We start from the raw sequence: 23,828 nt of genomic DNA on the forward strand, positions 1-23,828 counted from the left end.
CGAGGACCTAATCTGTCCCACGTGACTTCGCCTGCCTCCCCGGACACCGCCTCGCCGCAGCTCGGCGCGGGGCCGCGGCCTGCCCCGGGCCCCGCCGCCGACGAGGGGCTCTCGCGGCGGCTGCGCGCGCTCGCCTGCACGGCGCCCCTGCACGACCTGGACGTCCGCAAGGCGAATCTGGCCGGCGAGTACACGGTGTACGCCATGGCGGAGGTCGCCCTCGCCGCGATCGACCACGTCACGCTCAACATGGACTTCGACACCGGGGCCGACCACGACCAGATAGTCGCCAGGCTGCTGCCCCGCATCGGAGCCCAGGCCCCCGACCGCCCCGTCGCCGAACACGAACGGGTCGCCCGCTGGGTCCTGGAGAACCTGGTCAACGTCGGCAGCGTCGACCGCGGTTTCCGCGCGGTCTACGGCACCTTCGGCCCCGACGGCGTCTACGTCCGCCGGGACTACGACTTCAAACTCATCGAGGAGGTCCCGGGCCACGGAGGCGCCGTCTACCTCCGTGCCACCGACGAAGCGGTCAACGTCCTCGTCGGCGCCCTCGACACCGATGTCACCAGCGCCCAGATCGCCGCCGAGGTCAAGCTGGAGGTCCTCATCAGCCGGGGCCGCCTCGCGGACGCCCAGCTCGCCGCCGAACAGGCCCGCTACCGCACCGTGCAGTACGCCGAAACCCTGCGCCGCACCCTGGAGGCCACCCGGCGCAACGTGCGCGCCGTCGACTGGCTCCACACCGTCCCGGACATGATCGCCGAGGCCCTGGAGCACGTAGCCGACCGCTACCGCCACGAGAACGCGATCCTCACCAACATCCGCAAGGCGCGCGACGAGGCCGAGGAGCCCGAGCACAAGCGGCGGGCCGCCGAACTGGTCGACATCGTCAAGGACTGCATCCGCCGCCACACCCAGCTCCAGTCCCGGCTGCTGGAGGCGGGCCCCCTCTTCCGCGCCGAGCAGGACCGCCAGGCGTTCGCGCCGCCCGCCGCCCACACGGGACTCGACCTGTACGGGCAGCTCCTCGCCCCGCTCCTCCCGCTCCCCGTCGAACAGGCCGGCCGGGCCACCGACGCCTTCTTCGCGCACGGCACCGGACTGCGCACCCCCACCGCCGTACGGGTCGGGGACCTGGTCGACCTGCTGCTCGCCCCGCCGCTGGAGCGCGAGCACCTGGGCGCGGAGATGCCCGAGCCCGACCTGATCGCCACCCCCGACGACAGCCGGTTCAGCGAGGAGCAGCTCGCCCGCGCCACGACCCTGCTGGACCTGGAGCACGACGCCCCGCGCCGGCTCTCCGGACTGCTCGCCGAGGCCCGCCGCAGCGGCGGCGACGGCGAGGAGCTCGCCTACCTGGTCGCCCTGCTCGCCGTGCACGCCGCGAGCCCCCCGGTCGGCACCGCCTACCGGCAGGGCGAGCGGCGGCTGCTGTTCGCCGTCGACGACGGCGCCGAGTTGGAGGACCCGGCGTTCGGCGGCGCCGACCTGATCGTGGGCACCGCCCTGCTGGACGCCGCCGGGATGGCCGCCGACCGCAAGGACGCCTCGTGACCGCCCGCGCCACGCCCCCGGCGACCGGCCCCGTGCCGCCCCCCGCCCGGTCCGTCACGGCCGGCCCCGCGCCCGCCGCCTCTTCCGGTACGGCCGGCCTCGTCCTCCCTCCGCACCCGCACCCGCACGTCTTCCGTACCGAGGAGTCCCAGCCGTGAGCGACCACGACGCCGAGCACCCCGACGCGTGGACCGAGCCCTCCGCGTACGCCGATCCCCCCACTCCGTACGCGGGCGACTCCACCCGCCCCGGCGCCGCCGAGCCCGCCGGGCACAGCGCCGTCACCCCGGCCGACGCCGCCGACGCGGCCCGCCTGGTCTCCTTCGGACTCCAGCCCAAGCTGCTGCCCGCCCGTGACGCCGAATACGCCGACCTGCTGCGGCGCTACCGGGAGGAGAGCGCCTTCGCCCGGCTCGCCGACGCCGTCGCCACCGGGCTCGGCCTCGTCGTCCTGGAGGTCTCTCCGCGCGCCGGAATGGCCGTGACCGCCGGTGAGGACTCCGTCTTCGCCGTCCGCATGGGCGACTACGCCCGCCGCGCCTCCTCCGACTCCGCCGACCGCTTCCTGCACGGCCTCGCCCACCTCGCCGTCGCCGCGATGGCCTTCCCCCGCCCCGAGGACCTGGCCGACGACGCGTACATCGGCCGCATCACGGTCAACGGCGTCGACGCCTTCGTACGCCAGGCCTGCAGACGGCTGGAGGAACGGGCCGAGGAGCAGGGCGACAACACCGACCCCGCCAGCGACGCCCCCGGACTCGAAGCGGGCTGGCGGATCTACGCCCGCCGCAGCGCCACCGGCGCCACCAAGGACGCCCGCCGGCTCGCCGGGTCCACCACCGGCATCATCGGCAAGGCCGTCGCCTTCCTCACCGACTCCGGTTTCCTCCAGCGCACCGGCGACGACGCGGGCGGCGCCTACCGCACCACCGCCCGCTACCAGCTCCAGGTCCGCGACCTGGCGGGCAGCGCCGCCATGGCCGAACTGCTGGAGCTCGGCGTGGTCCCGGTCACCGACGGCTCGGCCACGCTGCTGCCGCCGCCCGACCCCGACAGCACGGAACTGGTCGCCGACGCGGGCCTGCCCTTCCACTCCTGATCCGCGCCCCGGCCCGCACCGTCCCGAGGCCCCGCCCGCCGGGCGGCCGGCCCCATCCCTGCCGCTCCGCCCCCGCTCACGAACGACGAGAGTCCGCCGCCATGTACGAGTTGTCCCGGGTCCGCCTCTACTCCATCGGGCCTGCCGGTGCGCGCTACGCCGACACCGTCCTCGACCTGCGCGGCGTCGGCGCACCCGTCCCCGACCCCGCCCCCGCCCAGGCGGAGTTCTTCGAGGACGAGCCGGTCGGCCCGCCCCGCCGCCCCGCCCCCGCGGGCGTCCTCTTCCTGGAGAACGGCGGCGGCAAGTCCGTCCTGCTGAAGCTGATCTTCTCGGTGATGCTCCCCGGCCACCGCAACACCCTCGGCGGCGCCAGCTCCGGCGTGCTGCGCAAGTTCCTCCTCGCCGACGACTGCGGCCACGTCGCCCTGGAGTGGCAGCACACCCTCACCGGTGAGTGCGTCGTCGTCGGCAAGGTCAGCGAATGGCGGGGACGGCAGGTCTCCAACGACCCGCGCAAGTTCGCCGAGGCGTGGTACTCCTTCCGGCCCGGCCCCGGGCTCAGCCTGGACAGCCTGCCCGTCGCGGAGTCCTCCGCCGTGGGCCGCCCCGCCGAAGGCGTCTCCGGCGCGCGCGGCAGACGGCGCACCATGAAGGGCTTCCGCGACGCGCTGATGGACGCGGGCAAGTTCTACGCGCATCTCGACGTGCACTGGGAAGAGATCCACGACCGGTGGAACGAACACCTCGGCGACCTCGGCCTCGACCCCGAACTCTTCCGCTACCAGCGCGAGATGAACGCCGACGAGGGCGAGGCCGCCGGCCTCTTCGCGGTGAAGAAGGACTCCGACTTCACCGACCTCCTGCTCCGCGCCGTCACCGACACCCGCGACACCGACGGGCTCGCGGACCTGGTCAGCGGATTCGGCAACAAGCTGGGCCGCCGCGCCGAGCTCACCGCCGAACGCGACTTCACCGCGGGCTCGGTGGACCTCCTCGGCCGGATCGTCGAGGCCACCGACGCCCGCGCCCGCGCCCGCGACGTCCACGCCGGGGCCGAACGCCGCACCCGCACCCTGGCCCGCCGCCTCTCCGCGCGCGCCGCCGAGGAACGCGGCCGGACCGCGGAGCTGGCCGAGCAGGTCACCGCCGCCGCCCACACCGTCACCGAGGCCGAGTCCGCCCGGGGCCGCCGCGCCCTGATCGCCGCCGAACTCGCCTACCGGCACGCCTCACTGGCCCTGACCGCCGCCGAGAAGAGCGCCGCCGCAGGCCGCAAGGAGCTGGCCGAGGCCCGCACCCTGCACTCCGCCTGGCAGGCCGCCGAAGCCGTGCTGCGCCACCGTGCCGCCGCCGACCGCTCGGCCCGGGTCGCCGCCGCCATCCGCGAGGCCGAACGCGACGCCGCCCCCGCCCTCGCCGCCCGCACCGCCGCGGCGACCGACCTCGTCCGCGCTCTGCACCGCGCCGCCGAGGAGGGCGAACGCCTCGCCAACGAGGAGGAGGAGCGCTCCGGACGCCTCCAGGCCACCGGCGAACGCGCCCACCGCGACGCCACCGTCGCCGCCACCGAGGCCCAGCGCGCCCGCAGCGAGGCCGGGCACCTGCGCCAGCGCCTGGCCGAAGTGGGGCAGGAGACCGCCGAAGCCGTCCGGGCCGGCTGGCTCGACGACACCGCGCCCGACGCCGATCCCGCCCGCGCGGCCCTCGCCGCCAGCGACGCCGAGCAGACCGCGGTCGCCGCCTGGGACACCGCCCGCGAAGCCGCCCGCTCCGCCGCCGACACCGCCCGCGAGGCGGCCGCCGCCGAGAGCCGTGCCGAACTGGCCGCCGCCCGCGCCGCCGACGGGGCCAGGGCCGCCGAACAGTCCTACCAGGACGAGCTGCGCGCGGCCGAGTCCATCGCCGCCGACCCCCGCCTAGCGGAGCTGCTGGGCCTCCCCGCCCCCTCCGGCGTCCCGCACCCCCGCCGGGAGAACGGCGAGGAGACCCACGGATCCGGCCGGGGCGCCGCCACGGGCGCCGGCCGACCGGGCGACGACGGCGCCGCCGTGGACGCCGGCCCCGGTGCGGCCGCCGACCGGACCGTGGCCCTGGCGGATCCGGCGGCCGCCCCACGGCCGCTGACCGCCGAGGAGTTCGACCGCAGCGCCGACGAACTGCGCGACCTCCTCGACCAGTCCGTCGCCGCCGCCGAACGCCGCCTCTTCGACCTGCGCACCGCCGCCGCCGACGACGCCCGCATCCTCGGCGCGCTCGGCGAGGGCGGGCTGCTGCCCCCCGGCCCGGACGTCCTCGCCACCGTCGAGTACCTGGGCGAGCACGGCATCCCCGCGCTGCCCGGCTGGCGCTACCTCGCGCAGGCCGTCGATCCCGCCGACCACGCCGCCGTCCTCGCCGCCCGCCCGGAACTGGTCGACGGCGTCGTCATCACCGACCCCGACGCCCACACCCGCGCCCGCGAGGTCCTCGGCGGCGCGGCCCTGCTGCCCCGCTCCGCCGTGGCCGTCGGCACCGCCGCCGCCCTCCTCGCTCCCGTACCGGCCCCCGGGGCGGGAGACCGGGGCGAAGACGTCTTCCTCGTCCCGCCGAACCCGGCCATGCACGACGAACACGCCGCCGACGAGGAGCGCCAGGCGCTGCGCAGCCGCGCCGCCGTCCGCGACGAGGACATCAGGGCCCTCGCCGCCCGCCTCTCCGGCGACCGCGCACTCGCCTCCCGCATCGGCTCCTGGCGCGCCGACTGCCCGCCCGGCATGCTCGCCGAACTGGCCGAGGCCGCCGCCACCGCCCGTACGGCCGCCGAGAGCGCCGAAGCCGTCCTCGTCGAGGCCCGCACCGCCCGAGCCGAGGCCGACGAGGCCGCCGCCGACACCGCCCGGGTCCGCGACGAACGCCAGGAGGCCGCCCAGCGGGCCCGTCGCGCCGCCGACGCCCTGGCCGGACTCGCGCACCGGCTCCGCGAGCGGGCCGGCTGGCAGGCCAGGCTGCGCGAACTGGCCGACGAGGCCGCCGAGTCCGAGGCCCGCGCCGCCGTCTGCCTCGACCTCGCCCGCGCCGCCGACGAGGACCGCCGGGCCGCCCAGCGCGCCGGGGACGACGCCCGCCGCACCGCCCGCGCCCTGCGCGCCGAACGCGCCGAGATCGCCGGGGTGCCCGAAGTCCTCCCCGAGCCGGACGCATCGCGGACCCGCGTCGCGCTGCCCGCCCTGCGCGAGGCGTACCGGGCCGCGTCCCAGCTGTACGAGAAGGTCGGCGTCGGCGCCGACCTGCGGGCCGAACAGGCCCGGGCCGAGAGCGACGAGAGCGCCGCCCTGGCCGAACTGGACCGCCTCACCAACAAGGTCCGCACCCGCGCCGCGCAGCTCCTGGAGGGCACCGACGGGGCCGACGGCCCCTCCCGCCAGGCCGCCACCGCCCGGGCCGAAGCACACGTCCAGCTCCTGGAGACCCGCGCCTCCGCCGCCAGCGAGCACCTGGGCCGCCTGCGCGGCGAGGCCGAACGGCTCGCCCCCGACGACGAGCGCCCGCACCACACCGAACTGCCCGACGAGCTGGTCCCGGCCGACGCCGAGAGCGCCCAGGCCCTGCTGCGTACCGCCACCGCCGAGCTGGCGGACGCCACCGCGGCCCTGGACACCGCCCGCGCCGCCCACGGCGAACTGCTGCACGCCCACCGCACCGCCGAGGACTCCGCCGGGGGCTTCGACGAGACCGCCGCCCTGCTGCGGGACCTCCTGCGCGACCACGGCGCGGAGGAAGGAGCCGAGGACCCCGACCCCTACCCCGGCACGCTGGCCGAGGCCCGGCAGTCCGCCGCCGAGTCCCGCCGCTCCCTGCGCGGCTGCAACGCCGACCTCTCGGCGGCCGAGAGCGCCGTGCGGGAGGCGAGCGACATCCTCGTCCGGCACGCCAACTCCACCCGTTACGAACAGGTCCGCACCCCCGCCCGCCAGCAGATCCGCGAGCTGCCCGCGTCCGCCCTGCCCGACCACGCCCGGAAGTGGGCCGACGCCTTCGCCCCCCGGCTCCGCGTCCTCACCGACGAACTGGTCCAGCTCGAACGCAACCGCGACTCCATCGTCGACCGGCTGCGCGGGCTGGTCGAGTCGGCGCTCACCACCCTGCGCTCCGCCCAGCGGCTCTCCCAGCTCCCCGAAGGACTGGGGGAGTGGTCGGGGCAGGAATTCCTCCGGATCCGCTTCGAGGAGCCGGACCAGGCCACCCTCACCGAACGCCTCGGCGAGGTCGTCGACGAGGCCACCCACGCCGCCCTCAAGAAGAACTCCGACCTGCGCCGGGACGGCATGTCCCTGCTGCTGCGGGGCGTCGAGGCGGCGCTGCGGCCCAAGGGCATCGCGGTGGAGATCCTGAAGCCGGACGCCGTGCTGCGCGCCGAGCGCGTCCCGGTCGGTCAGATGGGCGACGTCTTCTCCGGCGGCCAGCTCCTCACGGCGGCCATCGCCCTCTACTGCACGATGGCCGCGCTGCGCAGCAACGACCGGGGCCGCGACCGCCACCGGCACGCGGGCACCCTGTTCCTCGACAACCCGATCGGCCGGGCCAACGCCACGTACCTGCTGGAGCTCCAGCGGGCGGTGTCGGACGCGCTCGGCGTGCAACTGCTGTACACGACGGGCCTGTTCGACACGACCGCGCTCGCCGAATTCCCCCTCGTCATCCGGCTGCGCAACGACGCCGACCTGAGGGCCGGACTCAAGTACATCAGCGTGGAGGAGCACCTGCGCCCCGGCCTGCCCCAGCAGGACCCGGAAGGGGAGACGGTCCACGGGGAGATCACGGCCACCCGGATGTTCAGGCGGAACGAGCAGGACGCCGTCGAGCGTCCGGCCGCACCGCGGCCCCGGGCGTAACCGCCGGGGCCTGTCGAGGGACCGCCGCCTGCGAGGCGACGACGACAGGCCCTCGGCCGGTCCGCTCGGCCCGGGAGGGCCGGACGTCAGGCCCGGGAGAGGTCTCCGGCGCTTTGACGGCTGCCTATGCCGCCGCTCGTGCCGTCCCGCTCGGCCGCCCGCTCGGCCCGGCGGGACCGGCGCCGCTCGCGGCGTATCTGCCGGGCCGTGCTGCTCGGCACGGACACCACGCCGTGGCGCTGGTTCCACACCTGCCGGGTCACCCAGACGTCGAGGACCGCCCAGGTGGCGACCACCGTGCTGGCCACACTGCTGAGCACCATGGGGAAGGCCAGCCAGGAGCCGGCCAAGGTGGTCAGAAAAGCGACCATCGCCTGGATGATCGTGAACGACATGATCAGAACGGCGCGCACGGCGGCCGTCCGCACCGCGTCGGGCATCCGCGGCTTCGCGGCCGGCTCCTCCACCCACAACTGCCGCGGCGCCCGCGCCTCGTCCCCGGCGGCCGCCCGCGCCGCCGTCGACGCCGCGGCGCTCCCGCGTTCCTGCGTACTCAAGGTCTTCAACTCCCCACCACTGTCCGACTCCAGGGTGGCTGCCCGGCTTGCGCCGGTTCTACGCGGGCGGAACACGTCCGTCCTGCCGCGCACGACCCCACCGTGCGCCTACCCCGTACATAGGGACGAACCGCCCGTCCCGAAAATTCCCCGGAAAAAGCACGCGCAGCGCACAGAAGCCGACGGGGCGAAGAATTCCAGCCAACTGATACGTGCCGGTACCGAGGAGTCCGGCCGGGGCCCTCTGTCGCTTTCGCGAATTTCATCTCCGGGAAATAAGGGGACAACTCATGATCAAACATGGGTCGGTCGGCTGAAAACCATCCGGACGTGCCTTCGAGTTGTCTCTGTGTCAGTAGTAGGCTCGCGCCGTTTATGGACGCAGGACGGACCTCGTCCGCCTCCGCCCCGAGCGCACCGGCGCACGGCGGGGCGCGGGAACGGCCGGGAGAAGAACACCCCCGCGACGCGGGGCCGATCTGGGGGAGGCCATGCGCTTTCGCGGGAAGTCCATCCGCAGGAAGATCGTGGCGTTGCTGCTGGTGCCGCTCGTCTCCCTCACGGGCCTCTGGGTCTTCGCCACCTACGTCACCGGCCGCCAGGCCGACGAACTGATGAGCGCGGGATCGATCGTCAAAGAGGTCGGCCACCCGCTGGAGGACGCCGTCCGCGCCGTCCAGGCCGAGCGGCGCCAGACCCTCATCTTCCTCGCCGACCCCCGCGCCTCCGACGCCCTGCCCCTCCTCCTGCGCCAACGCGCCGCCACCGACCGCGTCGTGGACCGCGTCAGGGGCAACTCCCGGGCCGAGGACGTCCGCGACGCGCTGAGCACCGCCGACGCCCGCCGCCTGGACGCAATCCTCGGCGCCGTGGACGGTCTGGGAGCGCTGCGCGCATCGGTGGAGAAACGCACCATCAGCCGGGCGAAGGCGCTGGACTTCTACAACGGGCTCATCGACCCCTCCTACCGTTTCCTCAGCGGGCTCCACGCCCTGGAGAACGTGGCGCTGGACAAGCAGATGCGCGCCCTGGTCGGGGCGTCCCGGGCCCGGGAGATGCTCTCGCGCGAGGACGCGCTGATCGCCTCCGGCCTCATAGCGGGCCGCTTCACCACCTCCGAACTGCGTTACATATCCGGTCTCGTCGCCCAGCGGGAGCTGCTCTACGAGGTCAGCCTGGAGAACCTCCCGGCCGACGAACGCCGCCGTGTCGAGCAGTTCTGGGGCAGCCCCGACACCGAACCCCTGCGGACCGCCGAGGACGCCCTGATCTCGGCCGGCCCGGCCAAGCGCCCCGACACCGTCGACGCCGAGCGCTGGGAGGAGGCGGCCGTGCCCGTCCTCGACCGGCTCGGGGGCGACGCCGTGGAGATGGGCAACCGCTTCCAGGACCGCGCCGAACCGGTCGGCCGCCGGGTGCTCGCCCAGGCCGGAATCGCCGGGGTCCTCGGCTTCGCGGCCCTGATCGTCTCGGTCTTCGTCTCCGTACGGATCGGCCGGGAACTCGTCCGCGACCTCTCCCGGCTGCGCAAGGACGCCCACGAGGTCTCCGGTGTACGCCTGCCGAGCGTCATGCGCCGGCTGGCGGCGGGCGAACAGGTGGACGTCGAGACCGAGGCCCCGCACCTCAGTTACGGGCCCGACGAGATCGGCCAGGTCGGACAGGCCCTCAACACCCTCCAACGGGCCGCCGTCGAGGCCGCCGTCAAACAGGCGGACATGCGGCGCGGCGTCTCCGAGGTCTTCGTCAACCTCGCCCGCCGCAACCAGGTGCTCCTGCACCGCCAGCTGACCCTGCTCGACGCCATGGAGCGCCGCACCGAGAACAGCGACGAACTGGCCGACCTGTTCCGCATCGACCATCTCACCACCCGTATGCGGCGGCACGCGGAAGGGCTCGTGATCCTCTCCGGCGCCGCCCCCTCGCGCCAGTGGCGCAAGCCCGTCCAGCTGATGGACGTGGTGCGGGCCGCCGTCGCCGAGGTCGAGGACTACGAACGCATCGAGGTCCGACGGCTCGCGCGGATCGGCGTGGGCGGACCCGCCGTGGCCGACCTCACCCACCTGATCGCCGAACTCCTGGAGAACGCCACCGTCTTCTCGCCCCCGCACACCGCGGTCCAGGTGCACGGCGAACGGGTCTCCAACGGCTTCACGCTCGAAATCCACGACCGGGGGCTCGGCATGGCTCCGGAGCTCCTCCTCGACGCCAATCTGCGGCTCGCCGAGACCCCCGACTTCGAGCTGTCCGACACCGACCGGCTCGGCCTGTTCGTCGTCAGCCGGCTCGCCCAGCGGCAGAACGTCCGGGTCTCCCTGCAGAAATCGCCCTACGGAGGCACCACCGCGGTCGTCTTCATCCCGGCCGCCCTGCTCACCGACGCCCCCGAGACCCACGGCACCGGGTTCCGCCTCGACCGCCGGGCCGAGCGCGCGATCGGCGGCGGCCCGGAGGCGGCGCCGGGCACGCAGGCTACGGCCACGGGCGGGGAGCGCCGCGGCAACGGCAGGCCCGCCGTCCTGGCGCCCGTGCCCACCCGGCCCACCGGACCGGCGGTCCTGGACGGACCGGTCGAACTGGAGGCCCCGGTCAGTCCCCTCGACTTCACGGACGACCCGCTGGACCGTTCGCCGGACCCCGCACTGGACCCGGCTCTCGGCCCCGTCCTGGACGGCGTGTCCGACCTGGAGGACACCGAGAGCGAGCGCGGCGGGATCTTCCGCGCCCGTGACCTGCGCCGCGACGGCGACCGCGAGTCCGGCGGCCCGCGCCCGCCCGCCGACCGGGACCAGCACCAGCAGGCCCGCGACGGCGACGGCCCCTCGGCGGAGGTCCGCCCGATGCGCCCCACCGGCCCCCACCCGCTGCCCCGCCGCACCCCGCCGACGCTGGTCAGCGACCGGGGCCGCCGCGTCGGCGCCCCGGGCTCCCCGGCAGCGGCCCCCGCGAAGGCCACCGGGCCGGTTCCGCACGCCTCCGCCCGGCGGACCGGCGAACCCGCCGGCGAGCCCGGCGCCCCCGAAGCGCCCTGGACCACGCGAGCCGCCGCCCGCCGCACGCCCGGGACGCCGCACACCGCGCGGACGCCTCCCACCGCGGAGACCTCCCGCGTCCCGGAGTCCCGCACCGTGGACCGGGCGTACGCCGCGGAAACGTCCCGCCCGACGGAGCCGCCGCAGGCCCCCGCGGCGCGGCACGACGGCGCCCCCGCCCCGGCCGCCCCCGACACCGTGGGAGGACTGCCCCGTCGCGTCCGGCAGGCCAGCCTCGCCCGCCGGCTCCGTGAAGAAGCCGCGGAGCGGCCCCCGCACCGGGCGTCCGTGGACACGTTCGACGACGCCGAGCGCGACGCGGACGAGGTACGCGCCCGCATGGCGTCGCTCCAGCGCGGCTGGCAGCGCGGCCGCAGGGAGAACGCCGAATCCGCCGAGGGCGACGGGACCACCGCGCACACGGCGGCCACCGACACCACCGAGAACGCCGGGAACACCGGCGGTCCCGGTGGCACAGCACCAGGAACCACTCCGGGAGGGGACGGTCGATGACCGCACCGAACGCCGCAGCACACAACCCCGCACGCCACGGCTCGGGTGAACTCAACTGGCTGCTCGACGAACTCGTCCAGCGCGTCGCCAGCATCCGCAAGGCGCTGGTGCTCTCCAGCGACGGACTCGCCACCGGCGCGTCGGCGGACCTGACCCGCGAGGACAGCGAGCATCTCGCCGCCGTCGCCTCAGGGTTCCACAGCCTCGCCAAGGGGGTGGGCCACCACTTCGACGCGGGCCGGGTGCGCCAGACCGTCGTCGAGCTGGACGAGGCGTTCCTCTTCGTCACGGCCGCCGGCGACGGCAGCTGTCTCGCCGTCCTGGCGGAAGCGGACTCCGACGTGGGCCAGATCGCGTACGAGATGACGCTGATGGTCAAGCGTGTGGGGGCTCACCTGGCCAACGCCCCGCGGACGACCGGTCAGCCCGCCGGAGGGTGAGCGTGGCGGGCATGAGCGCCGATTCCCCGGGCACCGGCCCCGGCTCCCCGGACGGGACCGTCGATCCGCAGGTCTCACGGTGGTACGACGCGGAGGCGGGACCGGTGGTCCGCCCGTACGCGATGACCCGGGGGCGTACCGGCAGCGCCTCCCGGCACCGCCTCGACCTGATCGCGCTCGTCGTGCCGGAACCGGCCGCCGACGACCCCGGCCGGGACCAGACGCTCGCCCCCGAACACGTGGCGATCGTCGAACTCTGCAGCGACACGCCCCAGTCCATCGCCGAGCTGGCCGCCGAACTCGACCTCCCCGTAGGGGTGGTGCGGGTCCTGGTCGGCGATCTCGTCGAGGACGAGCTGGTGCACGTCACCCGTCCCGTTCCGCCGGCCGAGCTGCCGGACGTGAACATTCTTCGCGAGGTTATCCATGGCCTTCGGGCGCTCTAGGCGCGACAAACGACGCCCCGTCGAGCCCGTCACCCTGAAGATCCTGGTGGCGGGAGGATTCGGGGTCGGTAAGACGACCGCGGTCGGCGCGGTCAGCGAGATCAGACCCCTGCGCACCGAGGAGCGGCTCACCGAGGCGGGCCGCCCGGTGGACGATCTGGAAGGCGTCGAGTCCAAGACGACCACCACGGTCGCCATGGACTTCGGCCGGATCACGCTGCGGGAGGACCTGGTCCTCTACCTGTTCGGCACGCCGGGCCAGGACCGCTTCTGGTTCCTGTGGGACGAGCTGGCGCAGGGCGCGCTGGGAGCGGTCGTCCTCGCCGACACCCGGCGTCTGGAGGACTGCTTCGCCGCGGTCGACTACTTCGAGCGCCGGCGCATCCCCTTCACGGTCGCGGTCAACGTCTTCGAGGGGGCCGAGCGGTTCCCGGCGCAGACCGTGCGGGCCGCCCTCGACCTCGACCCCGAGGTCCCCCTGCTCGTCTGCGACGCGCGCGACCGGTCCTCCGTGCGCGACGTCCTGGTCGCGGTCGTGGAGCACGCCCTGGAGCGCTCGGCACGGACCCGCGAGCCCGTCGCCACCTGAGCCGGACGGTCCCGCCCCCGACGTACGGCCCGGCACGCGTACGGCCCGTACCCCCGCCGACAGGGGTACGAGCCGCACGCTGTCCGGCGCGCCGGGCCCCGAGTGTTCTGCGGCGGTGACGGTCAGTCAAGACAGCGGCGGGAAAAATCCTGTGGGACGGCGTGCGCGCGGGGGCCGGGGCCACCGCGGCGGACGAGGCGAGACCCCCGATCACGTCGGCCCGGGCCCGGCCGCCCGGACCGGTGTCATCCGCCCGCCGGTTCCCCGGAGGCGCCGGCCCGCCGGGCTCAGCCCCGCCCGCTTCCCCCGTGCCCGTCCCCGCCGTTCTCCGCGAGCCACTTCGCCGCGGTCTCCGCCAGTTCGGCGTCCCGGCCCGCGAGCATCATCCGGATCATCCGCGCGTCCCCGCGCAGCGACCACGCCGGGTGTCCGAACGTCGCCGGGTTGTTCTTCTCGATCAGGAAGTGCGCGGGCCACGCCGTGCCGTAACCGATCAACGGCAGGGCCGCCAGATACCGTTTCCGGCCGCGCGCGAGCCCGTAGGCGGAGATCGCGAGCCCGGTCAGCGTGCCGGTCAGATGGACCCAGCGGGTGGCGGCACGGGAGTGCATCGCCACGTAGTAGGGCCAGAATTCCTCGTACGTGTCGAACGTCTGCTGTGGCATACGGGCACCGTAGCCGCCCGAACCGCAACCGGACACGCCCCTTTCGCGTCCGAGAGGGAGAACGGGCGGCCGGAGCCCACGGGGGTGGCCCCGGTCGCCCGTTCTCCGTCTCCGGGCCGCCCCCGTCAGCGCCCGGCCACCGACCGGCGGTGCACCGGGAAGTCGAAGTAGGTGTCCGGGAACGGCTCCGGCCTGTACGTGAAGTGCCACCACTCCTCCGGCAGGTTCACGAATCCCACGTCGGCCAGCGTCCGCTTCAGGAGCTGCCGGTTGGCGCGCTGGACGCCCGTGATCCGCGGGTCGTCGGTGTGCGACAGGGTGTCGAAGCAGTCGTAACCCGTGCCCATGTCCACCGAGTTGTCGGGGAACCGCTCCTCCTTCGGCGCGAAACAGGGGGCCAGCCGCTCACCCGGCCGGTACGGCCTGGTCGGCGGCGCGGGGAGCCGGACGAGCGTCAGGTCCACCGTGCTGCCCCGGCTGTGTCCGGACTTCTCCGCGATGTAGCCGTCCTCGAACAGCCGGGACTTGTCGACCCGGGGGTAGAACTCCTCCTTCATGGACTGGTCGTCCACATCCTTCGCCCACCGCACGAAGTGGTCCACCGCCCGCTGCGGGCGGTAGCAGTCGTACACCTTCAGCGCGTACCCCTGGCGCAGCAACCGCTTCTGCGCCAGGTGCAGGGCACGGGCGGCGGGCCGGGTCAGGACGCAGAGCGGCTGCCGGTATCCGTCCACCCGCTCGCCCATGAAGGTGTGCGCCGTGGTGTAGCGCATCTCCTCGATGACGGTCGGGTCCACCGAGCGCAGTGCCACGAACTCCTCGGGCGCTTTCGGTTCGGCGGGGTGCGCCCGCGCCGCGGGGGAGAGGGCGGTCGTGGAGAGGAGGGCGGCGGCCGTGGCGGCCAGGGCGCGCAGAGCGGTACGCATTCCTGTCATGGGCACACCGTCTATCAGCTTCGCGGCCTCCGGGAAAGGACCCCGACGCACGGTCCCCGCCGCAGGGGGACGGGACGGTCCGGTACAGTCCGCCCGTGTCCGAACCCGGCAACAGCCCTTCCCCGGCCGCCCCGCCGCCACCCCGGTACGTACGGGACTCCCACTGCGCCGCCTGCGGAGCCCCGTACCCGGCCCTTCCGTCCGCCGACGCCTGGCCCCGCACCTGCCCGCACTGCGGAACGACCGCCTACCGCAACCCCCTCCCCGTCGCGGTGGCTCTGCTCCCAGTCGCCGGCCCCGGCGCCACCGGACTCGTCGTCATCACCCGCACCATCGAGCCGCAGAAGGGCGGTTCGGCGCTGCCCGGCGGGTTCATCGACCACGCCGAGGACTGGCGTACGGCGGTCGTCCGCGAACTGCGCGAGGAGACCGGCATCGGGGCCGCTCCCGGGGACGTCCGCCTCGCCGACGTCCTCAGCGACACCGACGGGCACCTCCTGGTCTTCGGCCTCCTCCCGGCCCGCCCCCTCGCGAGCCTGCCGCCCTCGGCGCCGACCGACGAGACGTCCGGCTACGAGGTCCTGTACGGCCCCGGGCCCCTGGCGTTCCCGCTGCACACGCAGGCCGCCGACGCCTGGTTCGCCGGCCGCTACGGCTGAGCCGGCCCAGGCCGGGCGCACGCGCGGGCCCCGGCGCCCGCCCCCGCGCACCGAGGGTCCGGCCGCTGGCGGCGGGTCCACACAGCCGCTACGAGGCGTCCAGAGCCTCCGCGGCGTCCGACAGACCCCGCACCCGCACGGGGCAACCGGCCTCCCCTTCCCCGCCGCCGTCCCGCTCCACCACCACCCGGCCGCCCTCCCACCGCGTCACATAGCGCTCGACCTCCGCCTCCCCCCACCCGTCGCCCGGATCCCGCACCACCAGCCCGCCGCCGGTCCGCCCCGGCACGGGCGCCCACACCTCCAGCTCCGGCCCGCCGTCCGCGCCCCGCACCGGAATCACCGCGCCCGCCCGCGCCAGCACCGGAACGCCCGCCAGCGGCGCGTCCACCAGGACCTGGCCCGGCCCCTCGTACGCCCGCCCGGTCGCCGTGTCGTACCAGCGCCCCCTCGGCAACCGCACCGCCCGCCGCCGCACCCCCGGTTCCAGCACCGGAGCCACCAGCAGCGCGTCGCCCAGCAGGAACGCGTCCTCGCACTCCCGCAGCGCCCGGTCGCCCGGCGCACCCCACCACACCGGCCGCACATAGGGCGCGCCCGTCAGCCGCGCCACATGCGACAGCGACACGAAGTACGGGTGCAGCCGCTCCCGCTCCAGCAACGCCCCGCGCGCGTGCTCCAGCACCTCCGGACCGAACTCCCACGGCTCCCGCCGCCCCGCGTCGATCGCCGCGTGGGTACGGAACAACGGCAGATACGCCCCCAACTGGAACCACCGCAGATACAGCTCCGGCGAAGGGAACCCGTCGAACCCGCCCACATCCGGACCCGAGTACGGCACCCCGCACAGCCCGAGCCCCACCACCAGCGACAGCGACGCCCGCAGCCCCGGCCACCCCGTCGACACGTCCCCCGACCAGGTGCCCCCGTACCGCTGCATCCCCGCCCAGCCCGACCGCGAGAAGAGGAACGGCCGCTCCTCGGGACGCCACCGCAGCAGCCCCTCGTACCCGGCGCGCGCCATCGCCAGCGCGTACACGTTGTGCGCCTCCCGGTGGTCGCCCCCGGCACCCTCCAGCACGTGCCGGGCCGAACGCGGCAGCGACGGATCGCCGAACGCCGCGAACGACACCGGCTCGTTCATGTCGTGCCACACCCCCGAAAAGCCCTGCGCAAGCCGCTCCTCGTACAGAGATCCCCACCAATCCCGCACAAGCGGATCAGTGAAGTCCGGATAGACACAGGCCCCCGGCCACACCTCTCCGACCACCACCCGGCCCCGCGCGTCCCGGACGTACGCACCGCGCTCCCCGACCGCGCGCCCCGCCTCGAACACCGCGCCGCCCGGCTCCGCCTTCACCGCCGGATCCACGATCGACACCAGCCGCACCCCGTCCTCGCGCAACTCCTCCGCCAGCGCGGGCAGCCCCGGGAACCGCTCCCGGTCCACCGTGAACACCCGGTGCCCGTCGAAGTGGTCGATGTCCAGATGGAGCACGGACAGCGGCAGCCCCCGCTCCCGGTACCCGTCGACGACCCGCCGCACCTCCTCCTCGCTGCCGAACCCCCACCGGGCGTGCTGCGGCCCCAGCGCCCAGGACGGCGGCGTCGCCGGCGCACCCGTCAGCGCCGTCCACCCCCGCAGCACCCGGGCCGGCGTCCCCGCCACCACCCAGCAGCGCAGCGGCCCGCCCTCCATCCGCACCTCGCACCTCCCCGGCCGGTTGTGCCCCGAACCGGCCCCCTCCTCGCCCTCCCGCAGCACCACCCGGCCCGCCCAGCTGTTGTCGTGGAACACCAGATGCGTCCCCGCGTCCGACACCACCACCTGCACCGGCATCGTCAGAGAGAGCGGATCGTCCCCGGGACCGAACCGCCCGCCCGGGTCGGTGTTCCACAGCCCGTACACCCCGTCCCGCAGCCGCGGCCCGCCCGCCCGGCCGCCCAGTCCGAAGAACCGCGCGTCCGCCGGCACCTCCGAGCGCTGCACCCACCGCACCGGCCCCCCGCCCGCCGGCTCCCACCAGCGCGGGGGCAGCTCACGCCGCAACAGCACCCCGCCCGGCGTCCGCAGCTCCACCGCGCCGGTCCGCGACACCACCACCGTCAGCCGCTCCGAGACCACCTGCCAGCCGCCGTCCTTGCCCGGCTCCAGCACCGCCCGCTCGTCCGGCGCGGGCGCCTCGCCCGCCAGCGCGTACGACGGCAGGGGCTCCGCCCCGTCCCACGCCCAGAACACCGCACCGCCCACCGACACCCGAATCCGCAGATCCGAGCGGGCGAACCGCACCACACCCCCGCCCGGACCCGGCTCCGCCCCCCTCAGCGCACCGGGCACCCGGGCCCGTTCCGGGCCGCGCGCCGGCAGCGCCGCCGCATCCGCCGCCCTGCGCCGCCAGGCCGAACGCACCGTGCGCAGCCCCCGCACCGAACCGACCAACCTCACTCGACGCACCAGGTCACGACCGTCCATGGCGCACACCCTGCCACCCGCCGGACCCGCAGAACCCTCCGTTCAACTCCCGTTCACCCACGCCGGACGCCGCACCCCCGAGCCCCCGGGAGCGGGCCGCCCTGGTGCCGAGGACGATCACATGGCATCGTCCGTGTCAGCCGCTCACGCGCACACCCCGGCCCGTGCGCGTCGACACGCCCACCCCGCGTACCCGTACAGCCAGGGAGCAGCACTCATGACCGCAGCCACGCCCGACGCCCCCCTCTGGCAGCCCGGCCCCGACCGCATCGAGGCCGCCGCCGTCACCCGCTTCCAGAACTGGGCCGCGAACCGGTACGGCGCCCCGGCCGAGGGCGGATACGCGGCCCTGCACCGCTGGTCCGTCGACGAACTCGACACCTTCTGGCGCGCCGTCGCCGAATGGTTCGACATCCGCTTCTCCACCCCGTACGAGAGCGTCCTCGACGACCGTGCGATGCCCGGGGCCACCTGGTTCCCCGGCGCCACCCTCAACTACGCCGAACACGCCCTGCGCACCGCCGAGGACCCTTCCCGCGCCGACACCCCCGCCCTGCTGCACGTCGACGAGACCCACACCCAGGCCCCCGTCAGCTGGGCCGAACTCCGCCGCCAGGTCGGCGCGCTGGCCGCCGAACTCCGCGCCCTCGGCGTCACCCCCGGCGACCGCGTCAGCGGCTACCTCCCCAACGTCCCGCAGGCCGTCGTCGCCTTCCTCGCCACCGCCGCCGTCGGCGGCGTCTGGACCTCCTGCGCCCCCGACTTCGGCGCCCGCAGCGTCCTCGACCGCTTCCAGCAGATCGAACCCGTCGTCCTGTTCGCCGTCGACGGCTACCGCTACGGCGGCAAGGAGCACGACCGCACCGGGACCGTCGCCGAGCTGCGCCGCGAACTGCCCACCCTGCGCGCCGTCGTCCACATCCCGCTGCTCGGCACCGACACCCCCGAAGGCGCCCTCGCGTGGGCCGCCCTCACCTCCGCCGACACCGAACCGGTCTTCGAGCAGGTCCCCTTCGACCACCCGCTCTGGGTCCTCTACTCCTCCGGAACCACCGGCCTGCCCAAGGCCATCGTCCAGTCCCAGGGCGGCATCCTCCTCGAACACGTCAAGCAGCTCGGCCTGCACTGCGACCTCGGTCCCGAGGACCGCTTCTTCTGGTACACCTCCACCGGCTGGATGATGTGGAACTTCCTCGTCTCCGGCCTCCTCACCGGCGCCACCGTCGTCCTGTACGACGGCAGCCCCGGCTACCCGGACGTCAGCGCCCAGTGGCGGGTAGCCGAACAGACCGGCGCCACCTTCTACGGCACCTCCGCGGCCTACGTCATGGCCTGCCGCAAGGCCGGCGTCCACCCGGGCCGCGACTTCGACCTCTCCCGCGTCCAGTGCGTCGCCACCACCGGCTCCCCGCTCCCGCCCGACGGTTTCCGCTGGCTCCACGACGAGGTCGCCGACGACCTCTGGATCGCCTCGGTCAGCGGCGGCACCGACGTCTGCTCCTGCTTCGCCGGAGCCGTCCCCACCCTCCCCGTCCACATCGGCGAACTCCAGGCCCCCTGCCTCGGCACCGACCTCCAGTCCTGGGGCCCCTCGGGCGAGCCCCTCACCGGCGAGGTCGGCGAACTCGTCGTCACCAATCCCCTCCCGTCCATGCCGATCCACTTCTGGAACGACCCCGACGGCAGCCGCTACCACGACAGCTACTTCGCCATGTACCCCGGCGCCTGGCGGCACGGCGACTGGATCACCATCACCGACCGCGGCTCGGTGATCATCCACGGCCGCTCCGACTCCACCCTGAACCGCCAGGGCGTCCGCATGGGCTCCGCCGACATCTACGAGGCCGTCGAACGGCTCCCCGAGATCCGCGAATCCCTCGTCATCGGCCTCGAAGAACCCGACGGCGGCTACTGGATGCCCCTCTTCGTCCACCTCGCCGACGGCGCCGCCCTCGACGACGACCTGCGCGCGGCGATCAAGCAGACGATCCGGGACAACCTCTCCCCGCGCCACGTACCGGACGAGGTCATCGAGGTCCCCGGCATCCCGCACACCCTCACCGGCAAGCGCATCGAGGTCCCGGTCAAACGCCTCCTCCAGGGAACCGAGCTGGCCAAGGCGGTCAACCCCGGCTCCGTCGACAACCTCGACCTCCTCCACTTCTACGCCGACCTGGCCGCGACCCGCCGCCGCTGACCCCCCCCCGGGGCGCCCCGCCTGTCAGTCCCCCTGATTACGCTGAGTGAGCAAGGATTCACCGCGCACAGGGGGACACATGGCGCAGACCGACCGCACCGGCAACAACACCGCCCACCGCAGGAACCGCACCAGGAGGCACGGCACCCCGCACCCCACCACCCTGCGACGCACCCTGCGCCGCGAAGCCCCCAGTACCGTCGGACTCCTCGTCGACGCCCAGGACTTCGCCGCCATGCGCCGCTACCGCAGCTTCCCCTTCGACGATCACGCCGCCTACCTCCACCAGGTCGAGGGCCTGCTCAAGACGCTGAACGCCCAGGGCACCCACGCCACCGTCGCCCTCTTCGACCCCGAGGACTACGCCGAGTTCTGCGCGGAGTCCGGAATCGACGCGGACACCGGAGCCGGACGCAGCCGCTTCACCGCCGAGATCGCCGCCGCCGGCGCCACGGTCGCCTACACCGGCCAACGCCTGAGCGACCTCATCCCCATCCTCGTCTCCCGCGCGGTCCGCCGCGCCACCTGGGAGTACGCCACCCTCCGCCTCACCGGTCTCGGCGACTGCGCCGACTGCGGCCAGGACATCGGACGCGCCGCCTTCGACCGCGCCTCGCACCTGATCCTGCGCCTGCTGGACACGGCGGGGCCCGGCAGCCACCACCTGGTGTGCAGCGTCCCGACCGACCAGGACCAGCTCCTGGCCGTGCTCCGCGTCCACCGCGACACCACCGGGCCGGCCCGCCTCGACAGCACGGAGGGCGCGGAGTTCGCCACCGTCCTCGCGGTGGCCCTCGCCCTGGAAGCACGCGCGGGCGTCGTCCTGCGCACCAGCGCCCCCGACAGCCCGGACCGCGTCCACGGCTGGCGGCTGGCCGAGGGCGGTCTCGCGCCGCTCACCGCCGGCGAGGTCTTCAACGCCTACTGCACGGACGCGGACACCGGGGAACCGGTCTCGCCGGAATCCGGCGTCGAGTACTGCGCGGGGTTCGACATCGGAGCCGACGCACCGGAACCCCACCACTGACCACCGGAAGGACCGACGGCACCACGCCTTGCACACACAAGGGGAGGGGCTTCCCGCCACCGGCGGAAAGCCCCTCCCCGAAAACCCCTCGGACCCAGAAAACCCCTCGGGCCCTACTCGCCCGACAGCACGGCCTGCGCCGCGCTGCGCGCCTCCTCGGCCGAGTCGGCCGAACGGGCCGCGTTCGCCGCCCGCTCGCACTGCGCCAGCGAGTACTTGGCCAGCGTGGCCCGTACATAGGGAATGGACGCCGCACCCATGGAGAGCGAGGTGACGCCCAGCCCGGTCAGCACACACGCCAGCAGCGGATCCGCCGCCGCCTCACCGCACACGCCGCAGCTCTTGCCCTCGGCACGCGCCGCCTCGGCGGACAACGCCACCAGATCCAGCAGCGCCGGCTGCCACGGGTCCTGGAGCCGCGACACCGCGCCGACCTGGCGGTCGGCCGCGAAGGTGTACTGCGCCAGGTCGTTGGTGCCCAGCGAGAGGAACTCCACCTCCTGGAGGATCGACCGAGCCCGCAGGGCGGCCGACGGAATCTCCACCATGGCGCCGAACTTCGCCCGCAGCCCGGCCTCGCGGCACGCGTCCGCGAACGCCTTGGCGTCGGCCCGGTCGGCCACCATGGGGGCCATGACCTCCAGGTACACCGGCAGCCCTTCAGCGGCCTTGGCCAGGGCGGTCAGCTGGGTACGCAGCACCTCGGGGTGGTCCAGCAGGCTCCGCAGGCCCCGGACGCCCAGCGCCGGGTTCGGCTCGTCGGCCGGCGTCAGGAAGTCCAGCGGCTTGTCGGCGCCGGCGTCCAGCACCCGCACGACGACCCGCCCCTCGGGGAACGCCTCCAGCACCGCGCGGTAGGCCGCGATCTGCTTCTCCTCGGAGGGAGCCTGCTTGCTGTCGTCGAGGAACAGGAACTCGGTGCGGAACAGCCCCACGCCCTCCGCCCCCGCCTCGACCGCCGCGGGTACGTCGCCCGGCCCGCCGACGTTGGCGAGCAGCGGCACCTTGTGCCCGTCCGAGGTGGCCCCGGGCCCCGTCGAAGCGGCCAGCGCCGCCTTGCGGGCCGCCGCGGCGCCCTCCAGTTCGGCCCGCTTCTCGGCGCTCGGCTCCACGAAGACCTCGCCCGTGCTGCCGTCCACCGCCACGACCGTGCCCTCGGCCAGCTCACCGGCGCCGGGCAGCGCCACCACGGCCGGAACACCGAGCGCCCGTGCCAGGATCGCGCTGTGGCTGGTCGGGCCGCCCTCCTCGGTGACGAAGCCGAGCACCAGCGCCGGGTCCAGCAGCGCGGTGTCGGCCGGAGCCAGGTCGCGTGCGATCAGCACGTACGGCTCGTCGCTGTCCGGCACACCGGGCATCGGCACACCGAGCAGCCGCGCCACGATCCGGTTCCGTACGTCGTCGAGGTCCGCGACCCGCCCCGCCAGGTACTCCCCGGCATTGGCGAGCAGCGCCCGGTAAGCGGCGAACGCGTCGTACACGGCGCGCTCGGCGGTGCTGCCCACGGCGATACGCCGATCTACGTCGGACATCAGCTCGGGGTCCTGCGCCATCATGGCCTGGGCCTCGAGCACGTGCTGTGCCTCGCCCCCGGCCAGATTGCCGCGCGCGACGAGATCGGCAGCCACGGCCTCGACCGCCTGCCGGGCGCGCCCCTGTTCGCGCTCGGCCTCCTCGGCGGGAATCGATTTGGCGGGCGGTTCCAGCACCGCCGTGCCCATGTGCCGAACCTCGCCGATGGCCACACCGTGGCTCACGCCGACGCCTCGCAGCGTTGTCTCCATTTCACCCGTCTCCGGTTGTGCGGCGACCGAGTCACCGCGGTGGTTGTGCAACTGGCCCGTCACTGCGCCCGCGGCGTCACTGCCAGCCGAACAGCGCGTCGCCGACCTTCACGTCCCCGTCCTCGCGGAGGTCGGACAGCGAGTCGGCGGTGGCCTCCAGAGCCACGATGGGACAGACGGGTGACTTGCCGGCGGCCTCGACGGCGACCGGATCCCAGCGCACGATGCCCTGGCCCCGGGCCACCGTGTCCCCCTTGTTCACGAGCAGCTCGAAACCCTCGCCGTTGAGCTGGACGGTGTCGATGCCGAGGTGCGTCAGCACCCCGTGCCCCTCCGAGTCGACGACGACGAAAGCGTGGGGGTGCAGGGAGACGACGATGCCGTCTACGGGGGACACAGCCTCGGAGGGCTCGCGTACCGGGTCGATGGCGGTGCCGGGACCGACCATCGCGCCGGAGAAGACCGGGTCGGGAACCGCGGTGAGTCCGATGGCGCGTCCAGTAAGAGGGGACGTCACGTTGGTCATGGGGAGCCTCCCAGGGGGTGGAGATTCAGGTGTCGCCGCCGCGACTGATGGGGGACGGCGTACTGCTCAGCAGCGTAAGTCATATGAAGTCCCGGTTCCGCCCGAGACCTACCGCTTGGCGGACCTGGGGTGCACCGGAAACGATTTGCCTCGGTCGCCGACGGCCTGTACTGTCGTATCCCTGCCTGGCCCCAACGCGACTTTGAGTCGGGGGTCGGCGGCGACCTTCAAGCCCAGATCCTAACCAAGAACACTTCTTCGGCATGCCCGCAAGACGTGGTCAAGGGAAAAGGAAAAGACTGATAGAGTCGGACTCGCCGGAAAGGGAGAACGCGGAAGCGGGGAACCTGGAAAGCGAAAAGGCAGGGCCCGCTTCGACCGGGAATCGGACACGGAAGAGTCTGATAGAGTCGGAAACGCAGGACAGCAAGACAAAAAAGAAGTGAAACGAAGGG

Annotated in this window: 17 protein-coding genes; 11 read left to right on the forward strand and 6 right to left on the reverse strand. The window is 74.3% G+C overall.

Going from position 1 to position 23,828, the window contains the following annotated elements:
- The first annotated feature begins 21 nt into the window (after window positions 1-21).
- From AMK24_RS18950 to AMK24_RS18960, 4 genes are all read left to right on the forward strand, one after another.
- Window positions 22-1,557 carry a hypothetical protein gene (locus AMK24_RS18950; RefSeq protein ID WP_073769957.1) on the forward strand — a complete coding sequence of 512 codons (1,536 nt, stop codon included), beginning with the start codon at window positions 22-24 and terminating at the stop codon, window positions 1,555-1,557.
- The gene (locus AMK24_RS33965; RefSeq protein ID WP_158072161.1) at window positions 1,554-1,715 is read left to right on the forward strand and encodes a hypothetical protein; all 162 of its coding nucleotides are present in this window, start codon (window positions 1,554-1,556) and stop codon (window positions 1,713-1,715) included. The genes AMK24_RS18950 and AMK24_RS33965 overlap by 4 nt, the downstream gene beginning before the upstream one ends.
- Window positions 1,712-2,656, forward strand: coding sequence for a hypothetical protein (locus AMK24_RS18955; protein ID WP_073769958.1), 945 nt, complete (start codon window positions 1,712-1,714; stop codon window positions 2,654-2,656). The genes AMK24_RS33965 and AMK24_RS18955 overlap by 4 nt, the downstream gene beginning before the upstream one ends.
- A 101-nt stretch (window positions 2,657-2,757) precedes the next feature.
- Window positions 2,758-7,530: a hypothetical protein gene (locus tag AMK24_RS18960; RefSeq protein WP_073769959.1), complete on the forward strand. Its 4,773-nt coding sequence runs from the start codon at window positions 2,758-2,760 to the stop codon at window positions 7,528-7,530.
- An 86-nt stretch (window positions 7,531-7,616) separates the two neighbouring features.
- Here the strand turns inward: AMK24_RS18960 and AMK24_RS18965 are convergent, their stop codons facing one another.
- Window positions 7,617-7,970, reverse strand: a complete 354-nt coding sequence (locus tag AMK24_RS18965) for a hypothetical protein (RefSeq protein ID WP_073769989.1) — start codon at window positions 7,968-7,970, stop codon at window positions 7,617-7,619.
- Window positions 7,971-8,578: 608 nt separating this feature from the next.
- On the opposite strand from AMK24_RS18965, the gene AMK24_RS18970 reads away from it, so the two are divergent.
- Genes AMK24_RS18970 through AMK24_RS18985 form a run of 4 tightly spaced genes read left to right on the forward strand, consistent with a single transcriptional unit; the run spans window position 8,579 to window position 13,107 of the window.
- A complete protein-coding gene (locus AMK24_RS18970; RefSeq protein WP_073769960.1) occupies window positions 8,579-11,632 on the forward strand; it encodes a sensor histidine kinase in 3,054 nt (1,017 codons plus the stop codon).
- Window positions 11,629-12,072 (forward strand): roadblock/LC7 domain-containing protein, encoded by a 444-nt coding sequence (locus tag AMK24_RS18975; RefSeq protein WP_073769961.1) that lies wholly within the window; start codon window positions 11,629-11,631, stop codon window positions 12,070-12,072. Before AMK24_RS18970 ends, AMK24_RS18975 begins: the two co-directional genes overlap by 4 nt.
- Window positions 12,073-12,083: 11 nt before the next feature.
- Entirely contained in the window at window positions 12,084-12,518 is a 435-nt protein-coding gene (locus AMK24_RS18980; protein WP_073769990.1) for a DUF742 domain-containing protein, read from the forward strand.
- A complete protein-coding gene (locus tag AMK24_RS18985) occupies window positions 12,499-13,107 on the forward strand; it encodes a GTP-binding protein (protein WP_073769962.1) in 609 nt (202 codons plus the stop codon). Before AMK24_RS18980 ends, AMK24_RS18985 begins: the two co-directional genes overlap by 20 nt.
- Window positions 13,108-13,394: 287 nt before the next feature.
- Here AMK24_RS18985 and AMK24_RS18990 read toward each other — a convergent pair whose 3' ends face one another.
- Together AMK24_RS18990 and AMK24_RS18995 are read right to left on the reverse strand one after the other, a co-directional pair.
- Window positions 13,395-13,772 carry a DUF962 domain-containing protein gene (locus tag AMK24_RS18990; protein ID WP_073769963.1) on the reverse strand — a complete coding sequence of 126 codons (378 nt, stop codon included), beginning with the start codon at window positions 13,770-13,772 and terminating at the stop codon, window positions 13,395-13,397.
- A gap of 125 nt (window positions 13,773-13,897) precedes the next feature.
- On the reverse strand, window positions 13,898-14,698 hold the full coding sequence (locus AMK24_RS18995; RefSeq protein ID WP_107427421.1) for a M15 family metallopeptidase: 801 nt from the start codon (window positions 14,696-14,698) through the stop codon (window positions 13,898-13,900).
- Window positions 14,699-14,802: 104 nt separating this feature from the next.
- Here AMK24_RS18995 and AMK24_RS19000 point away from each other — a divergent pair, with 104 nt between their 5' ends.
- Entirely contained in the window at window positions 14,803-15,366 is a 564-nt protein-coding gene (locus AMK24_RS19000) for an NUDIX domain-containing protein (protein WP_073769965.1), read from the forward strand.
- An 88-nt stretch (window positions 15,367-15,454) separates the two neighbouring features.
- On the opposite strand, the gene AMK24_RS19005 is transcribed toward AMK24_RS19000, so the two are convergent.
- The gene (locus tag AMK24_RS19005) at window positions 15,455-17,839 is read right to left on the reverse strand and encodes a glycoside hydrolase family 31 protein (RefSeq protein ID WP_073769991.1); all 2,385 of its coding nucleotides are present in this window, start codon (window positions 17,837-17,839) and stop codon (window positions 15,455-15,457) included.
- 217 nt (window positions 17,840-18,056) lie between these two features.
- Here AMK24_RS19005 and AMK24_RS19010 point away from each other — a divergent pair, with 217 nt between their 5' ends.
- Window positions 18,057-20,036, forward strand: a complete 1,980-nt coding sequence (locus AMK24_RS19010) for an acetoacetate--CoA ligase (RefSeq protein ID WP_073769966.1) — start codon at window positions 18,057-18,059, stop codon at window positions 20,034-20,036.
- A 79-nt stretch (window positions 20,037-20,115) separates the two neighbouring features.
- Complete coding sequence (locus tag AMK24_RS19015) at window positions 20,116-21,063, forward strand: hypothetical protein (RefSeq protein ID WP_073769967.1); 948 nt, start codon at window positions 20,116-20,118, stop codon at window positions 21,061-21,063.
- A 113-nt stretch (window positions 21,064-21,176) separates the two neighbouring features.
- Here the strand turns inward: AMK24_RS19015 and ptsP are convergent, their stop codons facing one another.
- Together ptsP and AMK24_RS19025 are read right to left on the reverse strand one after the other, a co-directional pair.
- Window positions 21,177-22,847: a phosphoenolpyruvate--protein phosphotransferase gene (ptsP, locus tag AMK24_RS19020; RefSeq protein WP_073769968.1), complete on the reverse strand. Its 1,671-nt coding sequence runs from the start codon at window positions 22,845-22,847 to the stop codon at window positions 21,177-21,179.
- Window positions 22,848-22,923: 76 nt separating this feature from the next.
- Window positions 22,924-23,373, reverse strand: a complete 450-nt coding sequence (locus tag AMK24_RS19025; protein ID WP_073769969.1) for a PTS sugar transporter subunit IIA — start codon at window positions 23,371-23,373, stop codon at window positions 22,924-22,926.
- Window positions 23,374-23,828 lie beyond the last annotated feature (455 nt).

Source organism: Streptomyces sp. CB02366, assembly GCF_001905905.1.
Taxonomy (GTDB): domain Bacteria; phylum Actinomycetota; class Actinomycetes; order Streptomycetales; family Streptomycetaceae; genus Streptomyces.